The sequence below is a fragment of the Amycolatopsis sp. NPDC051903 genome (assembly GCF_044452505.1).
In the GTDB taxonomy this organism is placed as follows: domain Bacteria; phylum Actinomycetota; class Actinomycetes; order Mycobacteriales; family Pseudonocardiaceae; genus Amycolatopsis.
In genome coordinates this window covers 412,186-433,297 of record NZ_JBITBT010000004.1, presented here as the reverse complement: position 1 = coordinate 433,297, position 21,112 = coordinate 412,186, and the positions used below count along the sequence as shown (strand labels likewise).

23 protein-coding genes are annotated in these 21,112 nt (G+C 72.0%); 18 read left to right on the top strand and 5 right to left on the bottom strand.

Annotated elements, in window-relative coordinates; genetic code table 11:
* Positions 1 to 24: 24 nt before the first annotated feature.
* The 6 genes from mihF to ACIA77_RS12960 all read left to right on the top strand — a co-directional run bounded on the left by mihF (position 25) and on the right by ACIA77_RS12960 (position 6,121).
* Positions 25 to 342 (top strand): integration host factor, actinobacterial type, encoded by a 318-nt coding sequence (mihF, locus tag ACIA77_RS12985; protein WP_003096398.1) that lies wholly within the window; start codon positions 25 to 27, stop codon positions 340 to 342.
* Positions 339 to 1,001: a guanylate kinase gene (gmk, locus tag ACIA77_RS12980; protein ID WP_395886028.1), complete on the top strand. Its 663-nt coding sequence runs from the start codon at positions 339 to 341 to the stop codon at positions 999 to 1,001. Before mihF ends, gmk begins: the two co-directional genes overlap by 4 nt.
* A 5-nt stretch (positions 1,002 to 1,006) precedes the next feature.
* Positions 1,007 to 1,276 carry a DNA-directed RNA polymerase subunit omega gene (gene rpoZ / locus ACIA77_RS12975; protein WP_098509382.1) on the top strand — a complete coding sequence of 90 codons (270 nt, stop codon included), beginning with the start codon at positions 1,007 to 1,009 and terminating at the stop codon, positions 1,274 to 1,276.
* A complete protein-coding gene (coaBC, locus tag ACIA77_RS12970) occupies positions 1,269 to 2,507 on the top strand; it encodes a bifunctional phosphopantothenoylcysteine decarboxylase/phosphopantothenate--cysteine ligase CoaBC (RefSeq protein WP_395886027.1) in 1,239 nt (412 codons plus the stop codon). Before rpoZ ends, coaBC begins: the two co-directional genes overlap by 8 nt.
* A gap of 82 nt (positions 2,508 to 2,589) precedes the next feature.
* Entirely contained in the window at positions 2,590 to 3,792 is a 1,203-nt protein-coding gene (metK, locus tag ACIA77_RS12965; protein WP_395886026.1) for a methionine adenosyltransferase, read from the top strand.
* A 217-nt stretch (positions 3,793 to 4,009) separates the two neighbouring features.
* The gene (locus ACIA77_RS12960; RefSeq protein ID WP_395886025.1) at positions 4,010 to 6,121 is read left to right on the top strand and encodes a primosomal protein N'; all 2,112 of its coding nucleotides are present in this window, start codon (positions 4,010 to 4,012) and stop codon (positions 6,119 to 6,121) included.
* Between the two features lie 168 nt (positions 6,122 to 6,289).
* Here ACIA77_RS12960 and ACIA77_RS12955 read toward each other — a convergent pair whose 3' ends face one another.
* Positions 6,290 to 7,420 carry a hypothetical protein gene (locus ACIA77_RS12955; protein WP_395886024.1) on the bottom strand — a complete coding sequence of 377 codons (1,131 nt, stop codon included), beginning with the start codon at positions 7,418 to 7,420 and terminating at the stop codon, positions 6,290 to 6,292.
* A 2-nt stretch (positions 7,421 to 7,422) separates the two neighbouring features.
* Positions 7,423 to 8,487 carry a helix-turn-helix domain-containing protein gene (locus ACIA77_RS12950; RefSeq protein ID WP_395886023.1) on the bottom strand — a complete coding sequence of 355 codons (1,065 nt, stop codon included), beginning with the start codon at positions 8,485 to 8,487 and terminating at the stop codon, positions 7,423 to 7,425.
* A 247-nt stretch (positions 8,488 to 8,734) separates the two neighbouring features.
* On the opposite strand from ACIA77_RS12950, the gene ACIA77_RS12945 reads away from it, so the two are divergent.
* The 4 genes from ACIA77_RS12945 to ACIA77_RS12930 all read left to right on the top strand — a co-directional run bounded on the left by ACIA77_RS12945 (position 8,735) and on the right by ACIA77_RS12930 (position 10,676).
* Complete coding sequence (locus ACIA77_RS12945) at positions 8,735 to 9,367, top strand: hypothetical protein (protein WP_395886022.1); 633 nt, start codon at positions 8,735 to 8,737, stop codon at positions 9,365 to 9,367.
* A gap of 19 nt (positions 9,368 to 9,386) precedes the next feature.
* Positions 9,387 to 10,049: a Crp/Fnr family transcriptional regulator gene (locus ACIA77_RS12940; RefSeq protein ID WP_395886021.1), complete on the top strand. Its 663-nt coding sequence runs from the start codon at positions 9,387 to 9,389 to the stop codon at positions 10,047 to 10,049.
* An 82-nt stretch (positions 10,050 to 10,131) separates the two neighbouring features.
* The gene (locus ACIA77_RS12935; protein ID WP_395886020.1) at positions 10,132 to 10,461 is read left to right on the top strand and encodes a hypothetical protein; all 330 of its coding nucleotides are present in this window, start codon (positions 10,132 to 10,134) and stop codon (positions 10,459 to 10,461) included.
* On the top strand, positions 10,458 to 10,676 hold the full coding sequence (locus tag ACIA77_RS12930; protein ID WP_395886019.1) for a hypothetical protein: 219 nt from the start codon (positions 10,458 to 10,460) through the stop codon (positions 10,674 to 10,676). Before ACIA77_RS12935 ends, ACIA77_RS12930 begins: the two co-directional genes overlap by 4 nt.
* An 820-nt stretch (positions 10,677 to 11,496) precedes the next feature.
* On the opposite strand, the gene ACIA77_RS12925 is transcribed toward ACIA77_RS12930, so the two are convergent.
* A complete protein-coding gene (locus ACIA77_RS12925; RefSeq protein ID WP_395886018.1) occupies positions 11,497 to 11,952 on the bottom strand; it encodes a GatB/YqeY domain-containing protein in 456 nt (151 codons plus the stop codon).
* A gap of 103 nt (positions 11,953 to 12,055) precedes the next feature.
* Between ACIA77_RS12925 and fmt the strand changes: the two genes are divergently transcribed.
* From fmt to ACIA77_RS12910, 3 genes are read left to right on the top strand one after another with little or no spacing between them, the layout of a single operon-like run.
* A complete protein-coding gene (fmt, locus tag ACIA77_RS12920) occupies positions 12,056 to 12,982 on the top strand; it encodes a methionyl-tRNA formyltransferase (RefSeq protein ID WP_395886017.1) in 927 nt (308 codons plus the stop codon).
* Positions 12,979 to 14,403, top strand: coding sequence for an RsmB/NOP family class I SAM-dependent RNA methyltransferase (locus ACIA77_RS12915; RefSeq protein ID WP_395886016.1), 1,425 nt, complete (start codon positions 12,979 to 12,981; stop codon positions 14,401 to 14,403). The genes fmt and ACIA77_RS12915 overlap by 4 nt, the downstream gene beginning before the upstream one ends.
* Complete coding sequence (locus ACIA77_RS12910) at positions 14,400 to 14,903, top strand: flavoprotein (protein WP_395886015.1); 504 nt, start codon at positions 14,400 to 14,402, stop codon at positions 14,901 to 14,903. The genes ACIA77_RS12915 and ACIA77_RS12910 overlap by 4 nt, the downstream gene beginning before the upstream one ends.
* A gap of 47 nt (positions 14,904 to 14,950) precedes the next feature.
* Here ACIA77_RS12910 and phoA read toward each other — a convergent pair whose 3' ends face one another.
* On the bottom strand, positions 14,951 to 16,354 hold the full coding sequence (gene phoA, locus ACIA77_RS12905; protein ID WP_395886014.1) for an alkaline phosphatase: 1,404 nt from the start codon (positions 16,352 to 16,354) through the stop codon (positions 14,951 to 14,953).
* A 169-nt stretch (positions 16,355 to 16,523) separates the two neighbouring features.
* Here phoA and rpe point away from each other — a divergent pair, with 169 nt between their 5' ends.
* The 5 genes from rpe to ACIA77_RS12880 all read left to right on the top strand — a co-directional run bounded on the left by rpe (position 16,524) and on the right by ACIA77_RS12880 (position 20,231).
* Entirely contained in the window at positions 16,524 to 17,210 is a 687-nt protein-coding gene (gene rpe / locus ACIA77_RS12900; RefSeq protein WP_395886013.1) for a ribulose-phosphate 3-epimerase, read from the top strand.
* Between the two features lie 93 nt (positions 17,211 to 17,303).
* Complete coding sequence (locus ACIA77_RS12895; protein ID WP_395886012.1) at positions 17,304 to 17,909, top strand: riboflavin synthase; 606 nt, start codon at positions 17,304 to 17,306, stop codon at positions 17,907 to 17,909.
* 90 nt (positions 17,910 to 17,999) lie between these two features.
* Positions 18,000 to 19,277 (top strand): bifunctional 3,4-dihydroxy-2-butanone-4-phosphate synthase/GTP cyclohydrolase II, encoded by a 1,278-nt coding sequence (locus ACIA77_RS12890; protein WP_395886211.1) that lies wholly within the window; start codon positions 18,000 to 18,002, stop codon positions 19,275 to 19,277.
* Positions 19,267 to 19,773 (top strand): 6,7-dimethyl-8-ribityllumazine synthase, encoded by a 507-nt coding sequence (gene ribH / locus ACIA77_RS12885; RefSeq protein ID WP_395886011.1) that lies wholly within the window; start codon positions 19,267 to 19,269, stop codon positions 19,771 to 19,773. Before ACIA77_RS12890 ends, ribH begins: the two co-directional genes overlap by 11 nt.
* 62 nt (positions 19,774 to 19,835) lie before the next feature.
* Positions 19,836 to 20,231 (top strand): PH domain-containing protein, encoded by a 396-nt coding sequence (locus tag ACIA77_RS12880; RefSeq protein ID WP_395886210.1) that lies wholly within the window; start codon positions 19,836 to 19,838, stop codon positions 20,229 to 20,231.
* A 71-nt stretch (positions 20,232 to 20,302) separates the two neighbouring features.
* Here ACIA77_RS12880 and ACIA77_RS12875 read toward each other — a convergent pair whose 3' ends face one another.
* On the bottom strand, positions 20,303 to 21,088 hold the full coding sequence (locus ACIA77_RS12875; RefSeq protein ID WP_395886010.1) for an exodeoxyribonuclease III: 786 nt from the start codon (positions 21,086 to 21,088) through the stop codon (positions 20,303 to 20,305).
* Positions 21,089 to 21,112: the final 24 nt, after the last annotated feature.

Genomic DNA, 21,112 nt, shown 5'->3' with positions numbered 1-21,112 from the left:
ATTTGAGAACTACCGGAGGAAAACGTGGCACTTCCCCAGCTGACAGAGGAACAGCGTGCTGCGGCGCTGGAGAAGGCCGCCGCCGCCCGCCGCATCCGTGCTGAGCTGAAGGAGCGGCTGAAGCGGGGCGGTACCACTCTGGTCGACGTGCTGAAGCAGGCCGAGGAGAACGAAGTCCTCGGCAAGATGAAGGTTTCGGCCCTGCTCGAGGCTCTCCCCGGCGTCGGCAAGGTTCGTGCCCAGCAGACCATGGAACGACTGGAGATCGCCCCCAGCCGCAGGCTCCGCGGGCTCGGCGACCGGCAGCGCAAGGCGCTGCTGGCCGAGTTCAGCGGCGAGTGAGCGGCGTCGGTCAGGACTACCCGGTGATCCGGGGTACCGGCCGCGACGGTGAGCCGGTGGCGGGGGAAACCTCCCGCCACCGGCTCACCGTCGTCTCGGGACCTTCCGGGGTCGGGAAGTCGAGCGTGGTGGGGGAGCTGCGCAGGCTGGAACCGGACATCTACTTCAGCGTCTCGGTCACGACGCGCAAGCCGAGGCCCGGCGAGGTCGACGGGAGTCACTACCACTTCATCGACCGGGCGGAGTTCGACCGGATGGTCGCCGACGGGCGGCTGCTGGAGTGGGCGGAGTTCGCGGGCAACTGCTACGGCACGCCGCGCGAGCCCGTGGAACGGGCGCTGGCGGCCGGCAGGCCCGCCGTGCTGGAGATCGAACTGCAGGGCGCGCGGCAGGTCCGGGCGGCGATGCCGGAGGCCCGGCTGGTGATGCTGATGCCGCCGTCGTGGGACGAGCTGGTCGGCAGGCTCACCGGGCGCGGCACGGAGTCCGAAGCCGCGGTGCAGGCCCGGCTCGCCGAGGCGGAGCGGGAGCTGGCCGCCGCGGGCGAGTTCGACGAACGGGTCGTCAACGCCGACGTGCGGGCCGCTGCTCAGCGGTTGCTAGACTTGATTACCGGCGGCGACACCTCTGCCGCCGATCTTCGCAACGATACGGAGTAGCACGAGTGGCTGTTCAACAGGCGACGCTGGAAGAGCTCGAAGGCATCACCAACCCGCCGATCGACGACCTGCTCGAGAAGGTCTCCTCGAAGTACGCGCTGGTGATCTACTCGGCCAAGCGGGCTCGCCAGATCAACGACTACTACGCCCAGCTGGGCGAAGGCCTGCTCGAGTACGTGGGCCCGCTCGTCGAGCCCGGTCCGCGGGAGAAGCCGCTGTCGATCGCGCTGCGCGAGATCCACGGTGGCCTGCTCGAGCACACCGAGGGTGAATGACCGCAAGCCCAGGATCGTCCTGGGCGTGGGCGGCGGCATCGCCGCCTACAAGGCCTGTGAGGTCCTGCGGGGTCTCACGGAGTCCGGGCACGACGTGCGCGTGGTGCCCACCGAAGCCGCGCTGAACTTCATCGGCGCGGCCACCTTCGAGGCCCTGTCGGGACACCCGGTGCACACCGGGGTGTTCACCGAGGTGCCCGAGGTGCAGCACGTGCGGGTCGGCAAGGAAGCCGACCTCGTGCTGGTCGTCCCGGCGACCGCGAACCTGCTGGCCAAGGCCGCGCACGGCATCGCCGACGACCTCCTCACGAACACCTTGCTCACCGCCCGGTGCCCGATCGCCTTCTTCCCGGCGATGCACACGGAGATGTGGGAGCACCCGGCCACCCAGGACAACGTCGCGCTGCTGCGCTCGCGCGGCGTGGTCGTGACCGAACCCGCGGCGGGGCGGCTCACCGGCGTCGACACCGGCAAGGGCCGGCTGGCCGACCCGGCCGAGATCGTCGACCTCGCCCGGCTGCTGCTCGACGAGCCGCACGCGCTGCCGCGTGACCTCGAGGGCCTGCGGGTGGTCGTCTCCGCCGGCGGCACGCGCGAACCGCTGGACCCCGTTCGGTACCTGGGCAACCGTTCGTCGGGCAAGCAGGGCTTCGCGCTCGCCCGCGTGGCCGCCCAGCGCGGTGCCGACGTGACGTTGATCGCGGCCCACACCGTCGAGCTCCCGCAGCCCGCGGGCGCCGTGGTCGAACGCGTGTCGAGCGCGGAGGAGCTGCGCAAGGCCGTGCACGCGGCCGCCGCGGACGCCGACGTCGTGGTGATGGCCGCGGCCGTCGCCGACTTCCGGCCCGCCACGCGCGCCGAGCACAAGATCAAGAAGTCCGACGATTCGCCCGACCCCGTGATCACCCTCGACCGCAACGCCGACATCCTCGCCGAGCTCGTCGCGGGCCGGCGCGAGGGCCAGACCGTGGTCGGGTTCGCGGCCGAGACGGGCGACGAGCACGGCAGCGTGCTCGACCACGCCCGCACGAAGCTGCGCCGCAAGGGCGCCGACCTGCTGGTGGTCAACGCCGTCGGCGAAGGCAAGGCGTTCGGCACCGAGGACAACTCCGGGTGGCTGCTCGCGGCCGACGGAACCGAACAGGCGATCCCGCTCGGCGCGAAGGCCAGGCTGGCGGCCACAGTGTGGGACGCTGTAACAGACTTGCGGGTACGTCGACTCCAGCACTAGGCCTTCTGGGTAATGTGGGGCCTTGTAAGGGGTACCTAAGTTTCGCTGGGTACCGAGCCGAATCGAGGGAAGTGACGAGGTCGTGACTGCGTCCACCAAAAGGCTGTTCACGTCGGAATCGGTGACCGAGGGCCATCCCGACAAGATCTGTGACGCCATCAGCGACTCGATCCTCGACGGCCTGCTCACCAAGGACCCGCGCAGCCGGGTCGCCGTGGAGACGCTCATCACCACGGGCCAGGTGCACGTGGCCGGCGAGGTGACCACCGAGGCCTACGCCGACATCCCGACCATCGTCCGGGACGTGATCCTGCGGATCGGCTACGACTCCTCCGCCAAGGGCTTCGACGGCAACTCGTGCGGCGTCAACGTGGCGATCGGCTCGCAGTCGCCCGACATCGCACAGGGTGTCGACACCGCGTACGAGTCGCGGGTGGAGAGCGACGAGGACGAGATCAACCGACAGGGCGCCGGCGACCAGGGCCTGATGTTCGGTTACGCGTGCTCGGACACGCCCGAGCTGATGCCGCTGCCGATCGCGCTCGCGCACCGCCTCTCGCGCCGCCTCACCGGCGTCCGCAAGGACGGCGTGCTGCCGTACCTGCGCCCGGACGGCAAGACCCAGGTCACCATCGAGTACGCCGGTGAGCAGCCCGTGCGCCTCGACACCGTGGTCGTCTCCACGCAGCACGCCGACGGCATCGACCTCGAGCAGATGCTCGGTGTCGACGTGAAGCAGCACGTGGTGGAGCCGGAGCTCGCGGAGCTGGGCCTCGACACGTCCGGCACGCGCCTGCTCGTGAACCCGACCGGCCGCTTCGTCATCGGCGGCCCGATGGGCGACGCGGGGCTGACCGGCCGCAAGATCATCGTCGACACCTACGGCGGCATGGCCCGCCACGGCGGTGGCGCGTTCTCGGGCAAGGATCCGTCCAAGGTGGACCGTTCCGCGGCGTACGCGATGCGCTGGGTGGCCAAGAACGTGGTCGCCGCCGGGCTGGCCGGGCGCGTGGAGGTCCAGGTGGCCTACGCGATCGGCAAGGCCGCGCCGGTAGGCCTGTTCGTGGAGACGTTCGGCACCGAGACCGTGGACCCGACGAAGATCCAGGACGCGATCAGCGAGGTCTTCGACCTGCGGCCGGCCGCGATCATCCGCGACCTCGACCTGCTGCGCCCGATCTACGCCCCGACCGCCGCGTACGGCCACTTCGGCCGCACGGACCTCGACCTGCCGTGGGAGAGCACCGCGCGCGCCGAGGCCCTGCGTTCGCTCGCGGGCGCCTGATCACCAATCCGACCAGCAGCAGGCCGAACCCGAGCAAGACGGTTACGTTGCGACGCAAGGCAGTGGGCCGTGACTGTGGTCGGATGGGTCATGAACGGCACAGCACGTTCCCCGAGGCCCCCGTTCCGGTGTTCCGCACCGGGGCGGGGGCCTCGGTTGTGTCGCGGTGCGTGTTCTGGCGGCGGGACCGTCGGGGGCGTCTGGTAGAGATCTCGGGGTGAGCAGCTCCGAACCCGCCCCGCTGTGGGACCTGCCGGAGCCTTCGCGCTCCGCCTCGGAGCCGAAGGCCGCTTCGCCGCGCGCTTCGTCCGGTGCTGCGAAGAAGAAGGCCGCGCCGCGCAAGGGCCAGCAGCAGCCGGCGCCCGAGCTGCCCGTGGCGAAGGTCGTGGTGGACATCCCGCTGGCGCACCTGGACCGCACGTTCGACTACCAGGTGCCCGAGAAGCTGCACGAGGCCGCGGTGCCGGGCTGCCGCGTGCGCGTGCGGTTCGCGGGGCAGCTCGTGGACGGGTACCTCGTGGAGCGCACGGACACCACGGAGTACGAGCGGAAGCTCGCGTACCTGGAGCGCGTGACGTCGAGCGAACCGGTGCTGCCGCCGTCGCTGCACGCGCTGTGCCGGTCCGTGGCCGACCGGTACGGCGGCACGCTGTCCGACGTGCTGCGGCTCGCGTTGCCGCCGCGGCACGCGAAGGCGGAGGGCGAGCCGGCCCGCGAGCCGGCGCCGGCGCCGGAAGTGCCGGACGTGTCCGCGTGGGCGCGGTACCAGCGGGGCCCGGCGTTCCTCGACGCCGTGGCCGACGGCAAACCCGCCAACGCCGTGTGGCAGGCGCTGCCGGGCGAGGACTGGCCGCGGCGGCTCGCGGAGGCCGCGGCGGTGGCGGCCGCGTGCGGGCGCGGCGCCGTGCTCGTGGTGCCGGACCACCGGGACCTCACGCGGGTGCACGAGGCGTGTGTCGCGTTGCTGGGTGAGGACGCGGTGGTCGCGTTGATCGCGGGGCTCGGCCCGGCGGAGCGGTACCGGCGCTGGCTCGCCGTGCTGCGCGGCGGCGTCCGCGTCGTGGTCGGCACGCGGGCGGCGATGTTCGCCCCGGTGACCGACCCGGGCCTGTTCGTGGTGTGGGACGACGGCGACGACCTGCACCTCGACCCGCACGCGCCCTACCCGCACGTACGCGACGTGCTCATGGACCGCGCGCACGCCACGAAGTCGTCGCTGCTGGTCGGTGGGTTCGCGCGGACGGCGGAGGCGCAGCTGCTCGTCGAATCGGGCTGGGCTCAGGCGGTGGCGGCCGACCGCACCGGGCTGCGCGCGGCGGCCCCGCGCGTGACGCCGGTGGGGGAGGACTTCGACGTGGCCCGCGACGAGGCCGCGCGCATCGCCCGGCTGCCCGCGGTCGCGTTCGAGGCGGCGCGCCAGGCGTTCGCGGCCGGGCTGCCGGCGCTGGTGCAGGTGCCGCGGCGCGGGTACGTGCCGGGCCTGGCGTGCGGCAACTGCCGGACGCCCGCGCACTGCCGGCGCTGCGCCGGTCCGCTGGCGCTGCCGGGTGGTTCCGTCGACGGCGCGCCGAGGCCGCCCGCGTGCCGCTGGTGCGGCGTGCCCGAGACCGCGTTCCGCTGCCCGGCTTGCGGTTCGGTGCGGCTGCGCGCGGTGATCGTGGGCGCGAAACGCACCGCCGAGGAGCTGGGCCGGGCCTTCCCCGGCGTTCCCGTCCGCACGTCGGGCGCGGCCGAGGTGCTGGCGAGCGTCCCCGGACGGCCCGCGCTGGTGGTCTGCACCCCCGGCGCCGAACCCGTCGCCGAAGGCGGCTACGGCGCCGCGCTGCTGCTCGACGGCTGGGCGTTGCTCGGCCGGCAGGACCTGCGCGCCGCCGAGGAGACGCTGCGCCGCTGGATGGCCGCCGGCGCCCTCGTGCGCCCGGCCGCTTCGGGCGGCCGGATCGTGGTCGGCGCCGAGGCGGGGCTGTCCGTGGTGCAGGCGCTGGTCCGCTGGGACCCCGCCTGGCACGCCGGGCTGGAGCTCGCCCAGCGACGGGAGCTCGGCTTCCCGCCCGCCATGCGGATGGCGAGCGTCGAGGGCTCACCCGACGCCGTCGCCTCCGTCCTCGACGACCTGCCCCTGCCCGGCACCGGCGAGATCCTCGGCCCGGTCCCCCTCGGCGAACTCGACCAGGACGGCAACGCCGCCCGCGAACGCGCCCTGGTCCGCGTCGCCCGCCCGGAGGGCAAAACCCTGGCTACGCTCCTCCACGACACCGCCGCCCGCCGCGACGCCCGCAAGGCGGTCGAACCGGTGCGGATCCAGCTCGATCCCCTGGACCTGATCTAGCTCCCGGAACGCGCGGATCCCGCTGCCGGACGGCCCGGCTCAGGAGCGTGGCCCGGACACCGACCCGTTTGGTTTACACCTCGATGACTACGGCGCGGTCGTATGCCACGCCGAGGAATCCGTTCCGGACGACCGAACCGCGCGAGGTGCGGGTGAAGGACCTCGCAGTCAGCTCCGCAGCACCAGCTCGGCGATGCCGAGGGTGCCGAACGCTCCCTCCACACCGCCGCCCTCGTGGCGTTCGTGCAGGTTGGCCAGGTGCGCGCCCCACGTCGCCCGGTCTTCGTGCCAGGCTCGCACGAACGCCGCACACAGCTCGGGCGTCAGCCGCTCTTCGTTGCGGCGCAAGGCACAGCGCAACGCTTCGATCATGGCGCCGCGCTTGCCGGGATCGAGGCCGACCGCTGCCCGCACCTGGCGCAGCGCGGTGCGGATGAACGCCCGGCGGCTCTCCAAGAACATCTGCCAGTAGGTCTCCGTCGCGTCCGCGGGACGCAGGCCTTGGCCGAGCAGGAAATAAACACCTTCGGCGAGCGTGTCGCCCAGCTCCTCGGACTCGGCCCGGACCAGGTCGTACGGGTTGTAGACCGCCTGGTACGCACTCCCGGTGAGCGCGGTGGGGCGCAACCCCGTGTCGTCGAGCAGGAAGAACCAGTCCTCGTTGTAGACGTCCGGGAAGAACGAGTCGAAGCAGTGGTGGCCCACGACCAGGGCCCCGCCACCGACGAAGGTGTCCTGCGGCCCGCCGGACTCGCGGTACGCGTGGCACACCACGGAGTTGTCGGGCATCCCGGTGTTCGGCAGGCCGACCGCCGCGTACCGGCCCAGCAGGCCTGCGGCCTCGCGCAGATCAGCCGGGCGGAGCAGCGTGATGTCGTCGTCCAGGAACAGCACGCGCTGCCAGCCGGCGAGGCCGGCGACGAGCAGGCCCAGGTTGCGCTTGACGCTCGTGTTGGCACCGCCCAGGAGCCCGTGGTGGCGCAGCAGGCGGGTCGTGGCGAAGCGGGGCAAGACGTCGTCGGGAACCTGATCGGCGTCGATCGCGAAGGCCCGCGCTCCGGCCTTCTTCGCAGCCAGCACAGCCTGGGCGGCGTTCGCGTCGTGGCTGCAGAGCAGCAGCACCGGCGCGCCGATCTCGCGTGCGACGGCCCAGGTGTGCTCCAGGGTGTGGCCGGCCCGGCCGTTGGGCACGACGATCGCGTCCAGCCCGGCTTCCGAGGTGGCACCGGTGCCGACTTCGACCAGCAGACGCCGGTGGACGGTGTGGTTCGGCGGCGTTGCGCTGACGGCAGCGGTCATGCTCAGCTCGTTTCGGGCCACTCGTGAAGCCGGTGGTCGGCCAGGGTCCAATCGGGCGTGAGCCCTTGGTTGTTGAAGATCGGCACCCGGCAGATGATGCTGAAGGACGCCGTGGAGGCGAATCGCGCGTCCAAGTAGGCCTGGTTGCGATCGCGGAACCGCGGGTCGGTCAGCGCTCGCACGGCTCCGAGGGTTCCTCGGCCATACATCCCGTTGCACACGGTGACGGTGCGTCTGCGGTTGAGCGGGTTGACCCCGTGGTAGAAGAGCGCGATGTCCTCGATGAGGGTGCCCTCGGGTGACACGCGCGTGTCGAATCGTTCGGTCGTGCCGTCCGCGTGGGTTACCTCGAACCCGCCCAGTTCGTCCTCGCCCGGCTTGCCGCGGCCGATCTGGCGGACCGGGGCGTCGATCCGGTGCATCATGTCGCGGGTCTGCGGGTTCCAGTCGACGCCGCCGAGCAGTACGAGGTGTGCGGTGTACTCCTTGGGTCGCAGGGGAGCTCGGGGGTTCGCCGTGCGGAAGGCGACGTTGGTCGAGGGGTTGCACGCCCGGATGTGGCCGTACAGCTCGATCAGCGCGTCCGGGTCGGCGTACGCGAACAGACGGGCGTAGTCAGGACTAGCCGGGTCGGCGTACTCGATCCGCATGTCTTCCGGCAGCTCCGAGCCGATGATCACGACGTCCTCGTTCGGCGGGAACCGCCACAGGTTGCCCGGCGCGAACTCGGCCGTGTCCGTGGCCTCGGAGGTGCCTCCGCGCAGGTCGGTCAGCTCCGCGAGCAGGTCCCGGCGCCGGCGCTGCTCCTCGTCGGTGAGCTGGTCGGCCGGCAGGACTCGGAATTCGTGCTCCTCGACCGACCGGCGGGTGGCGAAGAACGTGGCGTACGCGTCGAGCCGGAACGGGGGTGGGCTCACCGGCTTGCTGGTGTTCTCCCACGCCGACAGCAGCCCGGTGCTCACCCCGAACGCATCCGCCAGTTGGCGCTGAGTGATGAGCACTCCCGGCCAGCTCTCCTTGCGGAGGGCCCGGAGACGTCCGGCGAGGGCCGGGCTGGGTTGCGACATGACTTCAGTTCCTTCAGTGAAGTTTGGTCAAGCTGCCGATCGGGTACTGTACTTCGGACGTGCCGGGGTAGCCAGCCCGGTATGCAGCACACTTCGCACCGCCGCCGCAGTGTGTTCGTTTCCCGGTCTGTTCCTGGCAGTCCATGTGCGCGACACCATTGATCAGTCCGTGGTCAACCCTTATAGTTCATAGTTCGCTTGGTGAAGTTTACTAGATTTTAGTAGCCACCTGAATAGGGGGGCGGCCATGGACACCGCAGTTCTGCACGTACCACTGCATCGAGCGATCGTGGTGGTCGACATCGAAGGGTCGACGACGCGCACCAACCCCGCTCGGGCCCAGCTGCGCGAGATTCTGTTCGACCTGCTCGACGAGGCGTTCCGCGCCGGGGGGATCGCGGAGGAGTTCCGGGACCCGTTCGTCGATCGCGGCGACGGGGCGTTGTGCCTGGTCCGGCCGGTCGACGAGGCGCCGAAGACGGTGCTGCTCGCCGACGTGGTGCCGGCGCTCGCCGAGTTGCTCTCGCGGCACAACGCAGACAGACCGGACTCGGCCTTCCAGCTCCGGGTGGCGCTCCACGCCGGCGAGGTGCACTACGACTTGCACGGCCCCTACGGCGAGGACGTCGACCTCGCCTGCCGGCTGCTCGACGCCTCCGAGCTGCGCCGCCGGCTGCGGGGCGCCGCCGGGCCGGTCGCGCTGGCGGTGTCCGAGGCCATCCACTGGTCGGTGATCCGCCACGACTACGCCGGGATCGACCCCGCCGCGTTCGCCCAGGCCTTCCACGTGCGCGTCGGCAAGAAGCGGATGCGGGGCTGGCTCCGCACCGACGACTGGACCGCCGGGGCCGGTAGCTCCAGAACGGGGCTGACCGCCTGACGAGCCCGGGAGGTGACGCGTGGAGACGACCGGATTCTGGCCGGCCCTGGGCGAGGCCGAACGCGGCAAGGTGGCGGAACTGGCGGTCCGCCGGCGCTACCGCCGGGGCGACGTGGTGTGCCGCGAGGGTGACCGCGCCGCGGTGGTGGTGCTCCTGCTCTCCGGGCACGTCCGGATCACCGGCGCGACGTCCGACGGGCGCGAAGTCCTGATCGCCGTCCGCGGTGCGGGCGACGTCGTCGGCGAGCTCGGCGCGATCGACGGCGGCCCGCGGTCGGCGACCGTGGCGGCGCTGGACGACCTCGACGCGCTCGTCGTGCCCGCCGCGCGGTTCGCCGCGCTGTGCCGGCGCGACTCGGCGATCTCGTGGGCGTTGTTGCTGGTCCTGGCCGCCCGGCTGCGGGACATCGGGCGGCAGCGGCTCGACCTCGGCGCGGGCACGATCACCCGGCGCGTCGCGGCGCAGCTGATGCAGCTGGCCGTGCAGCACGGAGTGCGCCGGGGCGACGACCTCGTGATCGCGATCCCCGGAACGCAGGCCGAACTCGCGGCCAGCGCGGCGGTTTCGCGGGAATCGTGGGCGCGGGTGACGCGGGAACTGCGCACCCGCGGAGTGCTGAGCACCGCGCGCGGCCAGGTCGTGATCCACCGGTTCGCGGAACTGCGCCGGCTCGCCCGCTGATCTCCTCGAACGTGTCTGCTGACACAGATTTCCCTGTGCCACGGGGGAATCCTGGAAGCAGACATTCACGAGGGAGGCAGTCATGGACCCGTTTCTTCCCGCACCGCAACCGATCCGCTGGCGTCGTGGCGTCTACGCGGCGGCGCTGGTGATCCCGTTCACCGTGCTGCAACTGTGGGCGCTGCTCGTGGTCTTGCGGCTCGTGCCGCTGAACGGCCTTGCCGGGCAAGCGGTTCTGGTGCTCGTGCTCGGCTCGGCGATCTCGCTCGGCGTCGGCTGGCGCTGGGCGTGGCGGCTGGGTTCGGAGCGCCGGCGCGCACTCGAAATCCGCCGCGAGGTCGAGGCGTGGCGCGCGGTCGCGCGCGAAAACCCTTCGCCGGAACGGGTTTTCGCCGGACGGGGCGAACGGTGAACGCCGCGGCGGCTGCCGTCGAAAACGGCGCGGGCACGTCGGCGGTCGTGCTGGTCCTCGTCCTCGTCGCGTTCGCCGCGGTGGTCCGAATCGCGCGGCGGCTCGTCGGACGGGTCCTGAAAATCACCGCGGCGGCAGCCTCACTCGCCGGCGTCGTGATGGCGGTCGGCGGCCTCGGCGGTTTGGCGACGCTGGCCTTGGTCGTGCTGCGGTAACCGCTTGACCTTCCCGTACCACAACGATTCCCGGGCGTCCGGGAACCCGGTCCGCGGACGGCGGGGACCGGGTTTTCTCGTTCCGGGGGCAGAACGGGCCCTATGCCCAACCCTGCGAGGCAGCGAGGCCCGTTCGGACCGTCAAGTGGTGGCAGGTCGGCTCAGCCAGTCGTCTGTGGCTTCGCTTCGGCGGTTTGGTGACGCTGGCGTTGGTTGTGCTGCGGTAACCGCTTGACCTTCCCGAACCACAACGATTCCCGGGCGTCCGGGAACCCGGTCCGCGGACGGCGGGCACCGGGCCTTCTCGTTCCGGGGGCAGAACGGGCCCTATGCCCAACCCTGCGAGGCAGCGAGGCCCGTTCGGACCGTCGAGCGGTGGCAGGTCGGCTCAGCCGGTCACCTGTGGCTGCGCTTCGGCGGATTGGTGACTCTGGCGTTGGTCGCGCTGCGGTAACCGCTTGACCTTCCCGAACCACAACGATTCTCGGACGCCCGGAACCCGGTCCGCGGACGGCGGGCACTGGACCTTCTCGTTCCGGCGGCAGAACCGGCCAGCCGCGGTGCGCGCCCCCGGGGCAGCGATGACCGTCTTCGGGTCGCAAAACTGTGACCGGTCGGCTCAGCTGGCCAGTTGCCGCTTGCCTCGGCGGAATAGCGACACTGGCCTTGGTCGTGCTGCGGTAACCGCGTACCACAACGATTCCCGGGCGTCCGGGAACCCGGTCCCGCGGACGGCGGGCACCGGGCCTTCTCATTCCGGCGGCAGAACCGGCCCGATGCCAAACCCGCGAGGCGGCCTTGACCCCTCGGGCCGGAAGGCTCAGCCGGCCAGCTGCCGCTTCACTTCGGCGGCGACGCGGGAGCCCTCGGCGCGGCCGGCGATCTTCGGCTGCACCGCCTTCATCACCGCGCCCATCCCGGCCATGCCCGACGCACCCGTTTCCGCCACCGCGGATGTCACGAGGGAGGTCAGCTCGTCGTCGGAGAGCTGCGCCGGCAGGTACGCCGTGAGCACTTCGGCCTCGGCGCGTTCGCGGTCGGCGGATTCGGCGCGGCCGGCGTTGGCGAAGGCCTCGGCGGCGTCGCGGCGTTTTTTCACCTCGCGCGTGATGATCTTCTGGACCTCGTCGTCCGACAGCTCGCGGTGGGTGTCGCCCGCGGTTTCCTCGTAGCCGATGGCCGAGAGCGTCAGGCGCAGCGTCGCGGAGCGGAGCTGGTCGCGCGCCTTGATCGCGGTGGTGAGGTCGTCGTGGAGGGTCTGCTTGAGCGTGGTCATGCGTCGATCCTGGCACCACCGCCGGGGCGACGCGCGGGTCTTCTAGACTCGACCCGATGTCCGACCAGGTTGAATCCCCCTTTCCCGAGCCGGAGGTGCGGTGATGCGGCTCGTCTTCGCCGGCACCCCCGAACCCGCCGTGCCGTCGCTGCGCGCCCTGCTGGAGTCCGGGCGCCACGAGGTCGTCGCGGTGGTCACGCGGCCCGACGCCCAGGCCGGGCGCGGCCGCCGCGTCGTGCGCTCGCCCGTCGGGGCGCTCGCCGACGAGCACGGCATCGAGGTGCTGACGCCGGCCCGCGCGGGAGATCCCGAGTTCCTGGCGCGGCTCACCGAGCTGGCGCCCGACGCGTGCCCCGTCGTCGCGTACGGGGCGCTGCTGCCGCAGCGCGCGCTCGACATCCCGGCCCACGGCTGGGTGAACCTGCACTTCTCGCTGCTGCCCGCGTGGCGCGGCGCCGCGCCGGTGCAGGCGTCGGTGCGCGCCGGCGACGAGATCACCGGCGCCAGCACGTTCCGCATCGTCAAGGAGCTCGACGCGGGGCCGGTGTTCGGCGTCGTGACGGAGAAGGTCGGGCCGGCCGACACCTCCGGCGCGCTGCTCGGCCGGCTCGCCGAATCGGGCGCGCAGCTGCTGCTGTCCACGATGGACGGCATCGAAGCCGGCACGCTGCAGGCGGTCGAGCAGGCCGCCGACGGGGTGACGTACGCGCCGAAGGTGACGGTGGACGACGCGCGGGTGTCGTTCGCGGACCCGGCCACGGCCGTCGACCGGCTGATCCGCGCGGTGACGCCCGACCCGGGCGCGTGGGCGGAGTTCCGCGGCGAGCGGTTCAAGCTCGGCCCGGTCACGGTCGTCGACGAGCCGGGCCCGGCGCCCGGCGAGCTCGTGGTGGAGCGCAAGCGCGTGCTCGTGGGCACGGCGACGAAACCGGTGCGGCTGGGCGAGGTCCAGGCACCGGGCAAGAAACGGATGGCGGCCACCGATTGGGCGCGTGGCACACGGATCGAAGAGGGAGAGCGCCTGCGGTGAACGAGCGTGGGGAACGGCGGCCGTCGCGGCCGCAGCGGGGCCGGCCGGCCCCGCGCAAGCAGGGACCGCGCCGTCCGCCGGAGGTCGACCCGGCCCGGCAGGTCGCGTTCGACGTGCTGCGCGCGGTGCGGGAGAAGGACGCGTACGCGAACCTCGTGCTGCCGCAGCTGCTTCGCGAACGCCGCCTCGGCGGCCGCGACGCCGCGCTGGCCACCGAATTGACGTACGGCGCCTCGCGCGCCCAGGGCCTGCTCGACGCCGTGATCGGCGCGTGCGCCGAACGCCCGGTCGAGAAGACGGACCCGGTCGTGCTCGACGCGCTGCGCCTCGGCGTGTACCAGCTGCTGCGCACGCGCATCCCGGAGCACGCCGCCGTCGGGTCCACTGTGGACCTCGTGCGCGCCGAAGCCGGTTCGTGGGCCACGGGTTTCGCCAACGCGATCCTGCGCGCGGTGTCCGAGAAGGACGAAGCGCAGTGGCTCGACGAGCTCGCGCCCGACGAGGCGGCGGACCCGATCGGCGCGTACGCGCTGCGCACCGCGCACCCGCGCTGGATCGCGCGCTCCTTCGCGGAAGCGCTGGGGGACAAGGGCGCCGAGCTGAAGGCCGCGCTCGAAGCCGACGACGCGCGCCCCGAGGTGCACCTGGTCGCGCGCCCCGGCGAGATCTCCGCCGACGAGCTGGCCGCGATCACGGGCGGTGACCCCGCGCCGTACTCGCGCTACGGCGTGCGGCTGCCCGCCGGCGCCGGTGACCCGGCCGACGCCGAACCCGTGCGCGAGCGGCTGGCCGCGGTGCAGGACGAGGGCAGCCAGCTGTGCGCCATCGCCGCCACGAAGGTGCCGCTCGAAGGCTCCGACGAACGCTGGCTCGACCTGTGCGCCGGCCCGGGCGGCAAGGCCGCGCTGCTCGGCGCGCTCGCGGCGATCAGCGGGGCGACCGTCGACGCCGTCGAGAAGGCCCCGCATCGCGCCCGGCTCGTGGAGAAGGCGACGGCGGGGCTGCCGGTGACCGTGCACGTCGCGGACGGGCGCGAGTCCGGCCTCGAACCGGGCTTCGACCGCATCCTCGTCGACGCGCCCTGCAGCGGCCTCGGCGCGCTGCGGCGCCGGCCGGAGGCGCGCTGGCGCCGCAAGCCCGGCGACGTCGCCGACCTCACGAAGCTGCAGGGCGAGCTGCTCACGGCCGCGCTCGACCTGGTCCGGCCGGGCGGCGTGGTCACGTACGTCGTGTGCTCGCCGCACCTGGCCGAGACCGAGGGTGTGGTCGGCGAGATCGCCCGCCGCACCAAGACGGAGGTCCTCGACGCGCGGGAGTTCTTCCCGGGCGTGCCGCAGCTCGGCGACGGGCCGTACGTGCAGCTCTGGCCGCACCGCCACGGCACCGACGCGATGTTCTGCGCCACCCTGCGCAAGCCGTGAGGGACCTCGGGCTGGTCGCGAGCTCGTGCGGCGGGCTGGACACCCGGTTCACCGCCGAGCTCGCCCGCCCGGCGTCGGCGCGCGGCTGGCGGCTCGCGATCACGCTGACCCCCGTCGCCCACCGCTGGCTCGACTCGACGGGCGGGCTGGCCGAGCTCGGCGCCACCACGGACCTGCCGGTCCGCAGCGTTTCGCGGTTGCCCGGTGAGCCCCGCCCGCACCCGGACCCGGCTGTGTTCCTCTTCGCGCCCGCGTCGGCCAACTCCCTGGCCAAGCTCGCGCTCGGCATCGCCGACAACCAGGCCCTGACCCTGCTCGGCGACGTCCTGGGCGCCCCCGGAATCACGATCGTGGCGGCCTACCAGATCCAGGACACCCGCGTGCACCACCCGGCCTGGCGGCGGCACCTCGACACCCTCGAGTCGGCGGGCGTGCGCCTGCACCGCCTCGACCCGCGCCGGCCGTGGTCCGAGGTGCTGGACCTGCTGCCCGCGGCGTAGCGAAGTACCCCCGGTCCGAGGGCCGGGGGCACTTCGCACGAACAAAATCAGCGCAGGCGCAGAGCCCGCTTGAGCGTCGAGAACAGGTCGGTCTGGTTCGTCAGGCCGACGACGTTCGCGGCCTGCGGCCCGTAGCCCGCGATGCGGACCTGGGTGCCGGTGTGCGACTGCGAACCGCCCGTCTCCGCAGTGCCGTACGCGAGCGTCATGTTCGAGCCCTCGTTGGTGACCAGTGTCGCGGTCAGGCCCGGGGTGGCGGTGGGCTCGACGATCTGGCTGCTGTGGCCGTGGTCGGCGGTCACCAGCACCAGGGTGTCGCGGTGGGTGCCGGCGTACGCCATACCGGCGGCGATCGCGGCGTCGAAGTCGACCGTCTCGCCGATCTGGCCGCACGGGTCGGCCGCGTGGTCCTGCTTGTCGATGCTGGCGCCTTCGACCTGGAGGAAGAAGCCCTTGTCGCTGCGGCGGTCGTCGAGCAGCTCGATCGCCTTGCGCGTCTGGTCGGCCAGCTTCGGCTGGGTCTTCGGCAGCGCCGGGTTCGGGGTGCAGCGCGCCGGCTGCGTGCCGCCGTGGACGGCGGCCGGGCCGGTCCAGTTCACCGGCATGTTGTTCTTGGCGAACAGGCCCAGCAGCGGCGTGCCCTTCTTCGCCTTCGCCAGGTCCGCGGCCGTCTCGACGACGTCGTAACCGGCCGCCTTCGCCTGGTCGCGCACGGTCTTGCCCTTGAACTGGCCGGCCGTCACCTTCTGGTCGAAGAAGGTCGCGCCGCCGCCGAGCAGCACGTCGGGGCGGGTCTGCACCAGCTGCTCCGAGATCGAGCCGGCGCCGCCGTTCTCCTTGGCGTTCTGCGCGCACTTGGCGGTCGTCTCGACCGGGCCCTTGCAGTCGCGGCTGACCACGTGCGAGCCGAGCACGGCCGGGGTGGCGTCCTGGACCTCGGAGGTGGTGACGTCGCCGGTGCGCAGCCCGCCGCGCTTGGCCAGCTCCAGGATGGTCGGCACGGGGTTGCCGTACGCGTCGACCGAGATGGCGCCGTTGTAGGTCTTGGTGCCGGTGGCCCAGCCGGTGCCGGACGCGGCCGAGTCGGTCACGTAGTTCGGCTTGCCGGGGTTGTTCTGCTCCACGGCGTACGTGGTGTAGTCGCCCGTCAGCGGCAGCTCGTCCATCGCGAGCCGCCCGGCGGCGCCGCGCTCGTAGTTGCGTGCCGCCGTGATCTCCGACTGGCCCATGCCGTCGCCGATGAACAGGATCACGTTGCGTGCGGTGCCGCCCTGGATCGCGTTGCGGACCTCCTGGGTGCGGTCGCCGGCCGAAGCGGCGCGGGACCCGGCGGTGTCCGACGGGCCCGACGTGTCCGACGCGGCCAGCGCGACCGGGGCGCCGGCGAGCAGCGCCGCGCCCAGCGCGCCCGCCGTCACCCACTTGCGACGGCCTGCGAAGAGCGTTCTCATGCAGTTCTCCTCGTACGGGATTAATCCGGAAGTTCCGGCTCGGGTTATTAGTCCGTCCGCATGTGTTCCGTACGAGGAATCCGGATGATCACTGAATGTCCGAAAGGCGAACACCGAGGGCGCCGCAGCCGGTTCACGACGGTTAACCCGCCCCACCTAGACTCGGGCCGTGGCAGACCGACCCCTCATCGCACCCAGCATCCTGTCCGCGGACTTCGCCCGGCTCGGCGAAGAGATCGCCGCGGTGGCGCGGCCGGGGGAGACCCGCGCCGACTGGGTGCACGTCGACGTGATGGACGCGCACTTCGTGCCGAACCTGACGCTCGGGCTGCCCGTGGTCGAGTCGCTGCTCAAGTCCACCGACGTGCCGATCGACTGCCACCTCATGATCGACGACCCGGACCGCTGGGCCATCGGGTACGCCGAGGCCGGCGCCTACAACGTCACCGTCCACGTCGAGGCCGCGAACGACCCGGTCAAGCTCGCGAAGGACCTGCGCGCGGCGGGCGCGAAGGCGGGCCTGTCGATCAAGCCCGGCACGCCGCTCGAACCCCACGTCGAGACCCTCAAGCACTACGACACGCTGCTCGTGATGTCGGTCGAGCCCGGCTTCGGCGGCCAGTCGTTCATAGCCGACGTGCTCGAGAAGGTGCGCACGGCGCGCCGGCTCGTCGACACCGGCCACCTCAAGCTCGTCGTCGAGATCGACGGCGGCATCAACGCCGACACCATCGAGCAGGCCGCCGAGGCCGGCGTCGATTGCTTCGTCGCCGGGTCCGCCGTCTACGGCGCGGACGACCCCGGCAAGGCGGTCGCGGCGCTGCGCGAACAGGCCGCGCGGCACCGTCGGAGCTGACCCGCGCCCCGGGAAACAACGGGGTACGGGCGGGTGTTGGATGGAGGGATCACCGGGTTTCGGACGGTGACGGCGGGCGAGGAGGCAGCAGCAGTGTTCACCGGGATTGTCGAGGAGATCGGCGAGATCACCGCGGTCGAGCAGGGCACCAACATGGCCCGGCTCACGGTGCGTGGCCCGCTGGTCACGTCGGATGCGGCCCACGGCGACTCGATCGCCGTCAGCGGGGTCTGCCTGACGGTCGTGACCGTCTCGGAGGGTGAGTTCACCGTCGATGTGGTGAACGAAACACTCGTGCGCTCCAGCCTCGCCAAGGTCGCCGTCGGCGACGCCGTGAACCTCGAGCGCGCCACCCCCGCGGGCGGCCGGCTCGGCGGGCACATCATGCAGGGCCACGTCGACGGCACGGGGGTCTTCCTGTCCCGCGACGACACGGGCGTGACCACGTTCGCCCTGCCCACGGCCCTCGGGAAGTACGTGGTGGAGAAGGGCTCGATCGCCGTCGACGGCGTTTCGCTGACCGTGGCGTCGGTCACGGACGAGCAGTTCTCGGTGGCGCTCATCCCGACGACCCTCGAGGCTACGACCCTCGGGCGGCGCGAAGCCGGCGATCTCGTGAACCTCGAGGTGGACGTCGTCGCGAAGTACGTGGAGAAGCTGGCAACCCCACACCTGGCCGCCCAGGCGCACAATGTGTGACGTTCGGTCGGACAGTACGAAGGAGCAGCCGTGAGCGAGACGAAGGCGGCCGAGCCGCAGGCGGGCTGGACACCCTGCGGTTCCGGGGCGGTGTTCGACGCGGATGCCATCGAGGCGGCGGTCGCGGACATCGCGGCGGGGCGTGCGGTGGTCGTGGTGGACGACGAGGACCGCGAGAACGAGGGTGATCTGATCTTCGCGGCGGAGAAGGCGACGCCGGAGTTGCTGGCGTTCATGGTCCGCTACACCTCGGGGTATGTGTGTGTGGCGTTGACCGAGGCGGAGGCCGATCGGCTGGATCTGCCGCCGATGTACCACACGAACCAGGATGTGCGCGGGACGGCCTACAGCGTGACGGTGGATGCGGCGGAGGGCATCACGACCGGGATTTCGGCTGCGGATCGGGCGCACACGATGCGGTTGCTGGCCGATCCGGCGGCGTCGGCGAAGGATTTCCGCCGGCCGGGGCACGTGGTGCCGTTGCGGGCGAAGGAGGGTGGCGTGCTGCGCCGGCCCGGGCACACCGAGGCGGCGGTGGATCTGGCTCGGATGGCGGGGTTGAACCCGGCCGGGGTGTTGTGCGAGATCGTGTCGCAGAAGGACGAGGGCGACATGGCGCGCCGCGATGAGCTGGAGGTGTTCGCGGCCGACCACGATCTGCGGGTGATCACGATCGCGGATCTGATCGCGTACCGGCGGCGCACGGAGAAGCAGGTGGAGCGGGTCGCGGAGGCCCGGATCCCGCTGACCGCGGGCACGTTCCGGGCGGTCGGTTACGACAGTCTGCTGGACGGGATCGAGCACATCGCGTTCGTGTACGGGGAGGTCGGGGACGGTGAGGACATCCTGGTGCGGGTGCACTCGGAGTGCCTGACCGGGGACGTGTTCGGGTCGTTGCGCTGTGATTGCGGGCCGCAGCTGGAGGCGGCGTTGCAGGCGGTGGCCCAGGAGGGCCGCGGGGTGGTGCTCTACATCCGCGGGCACGAGGGCCGCGGGATCGGGCTGTTGCACAAGCTGCAGGCCTACCAGTTGCAGGACGCCGGCGCGGACACCGTCGACGCCAACCTGGCCCTCGGCGTGCCGGCTGACGCCCGCGACTACGGCACCGGCGCCCAGATCCTGTGCGACCTCGGCGTGCGCTCCATGCGCCTGCTCACGAACAACCCGGCCAAGCGCGTCGGCCTCGAGGGCTACGGCCTGCGGGTGAGCGGCCGCGTGCCGCTGCCGATCTCACCCAACCCCGAGAACCTCCGCTACCTGCGCACCAAGCGCGACCGCATGGGGCACGACCTCAGGCAGCTGGAGCACTACGAACAGGTGGGTGCCGCCGACCAGGCGGAGAAGGGGACAGCACCCGATGAGCGGTGAGGGACGGCCCGAGTACGAGCTCGACCTGAGCGACTGCAAGGCGCTCAAGCTCGGCATCGTGGCGACCCGGTGGAACGCGGACATCACCGGCACGCTGCTGGAGCGCGCGCTGGCCGCCGCGAAGGCCGCCGAGCTCGAGGAGGAGCCGACCGTCGTGCACGTCGCCGGCGCCATCGAGCTACCGGTCGTCGCGCAGGCGCTGGCCCGCCACCACGACGCGGTCGTCGCGCTCGGTGTGGTGATCCGCGGCGAGACCCCGCACTTCGACTACGTGTGCGATTCGGTCACGGCCGGCCTCACGCGCGTCGCGCTCGACGAGAGCACGCCCGTGGGCAACGGGGTGCTCACCGTCGAGAGCGAGCAGCAGGCGCTCGACCGCTCCGGCCTGCCGGGGTCCAAGGAGGACAAGGGTTACGAGGCCACGGTCGCGGCGCTCGACACCGCGCACGTGCTGCGGAGCCTGCGCCAGCCCTGGACCGAACGGGGATTCGTGTGAGCCCGGCCGTGACGCAGGAGCAGGACACCACCCTCGTGATCCGCCCCCGCCGGGCGGTGCTCATGTGCAGCGTGCTGGCCGTGGTGCTGCTCGCGGTGTTCGTCGTGGTGGCGGTGCTGCTGCGCAGCTCGCACACCGGCGTGGTCTTCGAGAAGTCGGACCAGGTGGCGATGATCGGCATCGGCGTGCTGCTCGCGCTGGGCACGATGTTGTTCGCCAACGCGCGGGTGAAGGCCGACGCCACCGGCATCGAGGTCCGCAACGTGCTCACCAGCCGCCGCTTCGCGTGGCAGGAGGTCCTGTCGGTCAGCTTCCCCGACGGCGCGTCGTGGGCGCGCCTGGAGCTGCCCGACGACGAGTACTACTCGGTGATGGCCGTGCAGGCCGTGGACCGCGAGCGCGCTGTCGCCGCGGTGCGCGCGTTGCGCCGGCTGCACAAGAAGGCCACGGCTTCCTGACGTCTTCGGCGAAACGAGCCGCCCGGCACGGTCCGGGCGGCTCTTTTCGATGCGGCTGGGGATCTTCGCGGCTACAGCTCCAGGTCGACGACGATCGGCGCGTGGTCCGACGGGCCCTTGCCCTTGCGCGCCTCACGGTCCACATAGGAATCCCGCACGACCGTGGTGAAGGGCTCGTTGCCGTACACGAGGTCGATGCGCATCCCGCGGTTGTTGGGGAAGTTCCCGGCGCGGTAGTCCCAGTACGTGAACGGGTGGTCGTACTTGAGCGGGCGCGGGAAGACGTCGCCGAGCCCGAGGTCGCGCAGCCGGGCCAGCGCCGCGCGTTCGGGTTCGGTCACGTGCGTGGAGCCCTCGAACAAAGACCGGTCCCACACGTCGGCGTCGGTGGGTGCGACGTTGAAGTCGCCCAGCACCGCCAGCGGTGTGCCGGACCGCTCCGACAGCTCGGCCGCGACGGTCGTGCGCAGCGCTTCGAGCCACTCCAGCTTGTACGCGTAGTGCGGGCTGTCGGGTTCGCGGCCGTTGGGCACGTACACCGACCACACCCGCACGCCACCGCAGGTGGCGCCGACGGCGCGGGCCTCGGCCGCGCCGTCGAACCGCGGTTCGCCCGTGAGGCCGCGGACCACGTCGGTCAGGCCGGCGCGGGAGACGATCGCGACGCCGTTCCAGCGGCCGAGCCCGAACGCGGCGACGTCGTAGCCGAGCGCCTTCACCTCTTCGGCCGGGAACGCGTCGGTGGTGTTCTTCAGCTCCTGCAGGCAGAGCACGTCGGGCGCGGTGTGCTCGAGCCAGTCGAGCACGCGCGGCAACCGCGGCACGATCGAGTTCACGTTCCAGGTCGCGATCCGCATGCCCGCCAGGATAGGGGTGCGTGG

Excerpts from the sequence above, each read along its gene's own strand:
- ACIA77_RS12925 (WP_395886018.1), bottom strand. The coding sequence starts at position 11,952 with ATGACCACGCTCAAGCAGACCCTCCACGACGACCTCACCACCGCGATC.
- ACIA77_RS12955 (WP_395886024.1), bottom strand. The coding sequence starts at position 7,420 with ATGACCGCTGCCGTCAGCGCAACGCCGCCGAACCACACCGTCCACCGG.
- ACIA77_RS12950 (WP_395886023.1), bottom strand. The coding sequence starts at position 8,487 with ATGTCGCAACCCAGCCCGGCCCTCGCCGGACGTCTCCGGGCCCTCCGC.
- ACIA77_RS12875 (WP_395886010.1), bottom strand. The coding sequence starts at position 21,088 with ATGCGGATCGCGACCTGGAACGTGAACTCGATCGTGCCGCGGTTGCCG.
- ACIA77_RS12945 (WP_395886022.1), top strand. The coding sequence starts at position 8,735 with ATGGACACCGCAGTTCTGCACGTACCACTGCATCGAGCGATCGTGGTG.
- phoA (WP_395886014.1), bottom strand. The coding sequence starts at position 16,354 with ATGAGAACGCTCTTCGCAGGCCGTCGCAAGTGGGTGACGGCGGGCGCG.
- ACIA77_RS12880 (WP_395886210.1), top strand. The coding sequence starts at position 19,836 with ATGTGCAGCGTGCTGGCCGTGGTGCTGCTCGCGGTGTTCGTCGTGGTG.
- fmt (WP_395886017.1), top strand. The coding sequence starts at position 12,056 with ATGCGGCTCGTCTTCGCCGGCACCCCCGAACCCGCCGTGCCGTCGCTG.
- ACIA77_RS12935 (WP_395886020.1), top strand. The coding sequence starts at position 10,132 with ATGGACCCGTTTCTTCCCGCACCGCAACCGATCCGCTGGCGTCGTGGC.
- ribH (WP_395886011.1), top strand. The coding sequence starts at position 19,267 with ATGAGCGGTGAGGGACGGCCCGAGTACGAGCTCGACCTGAGCGACTGC.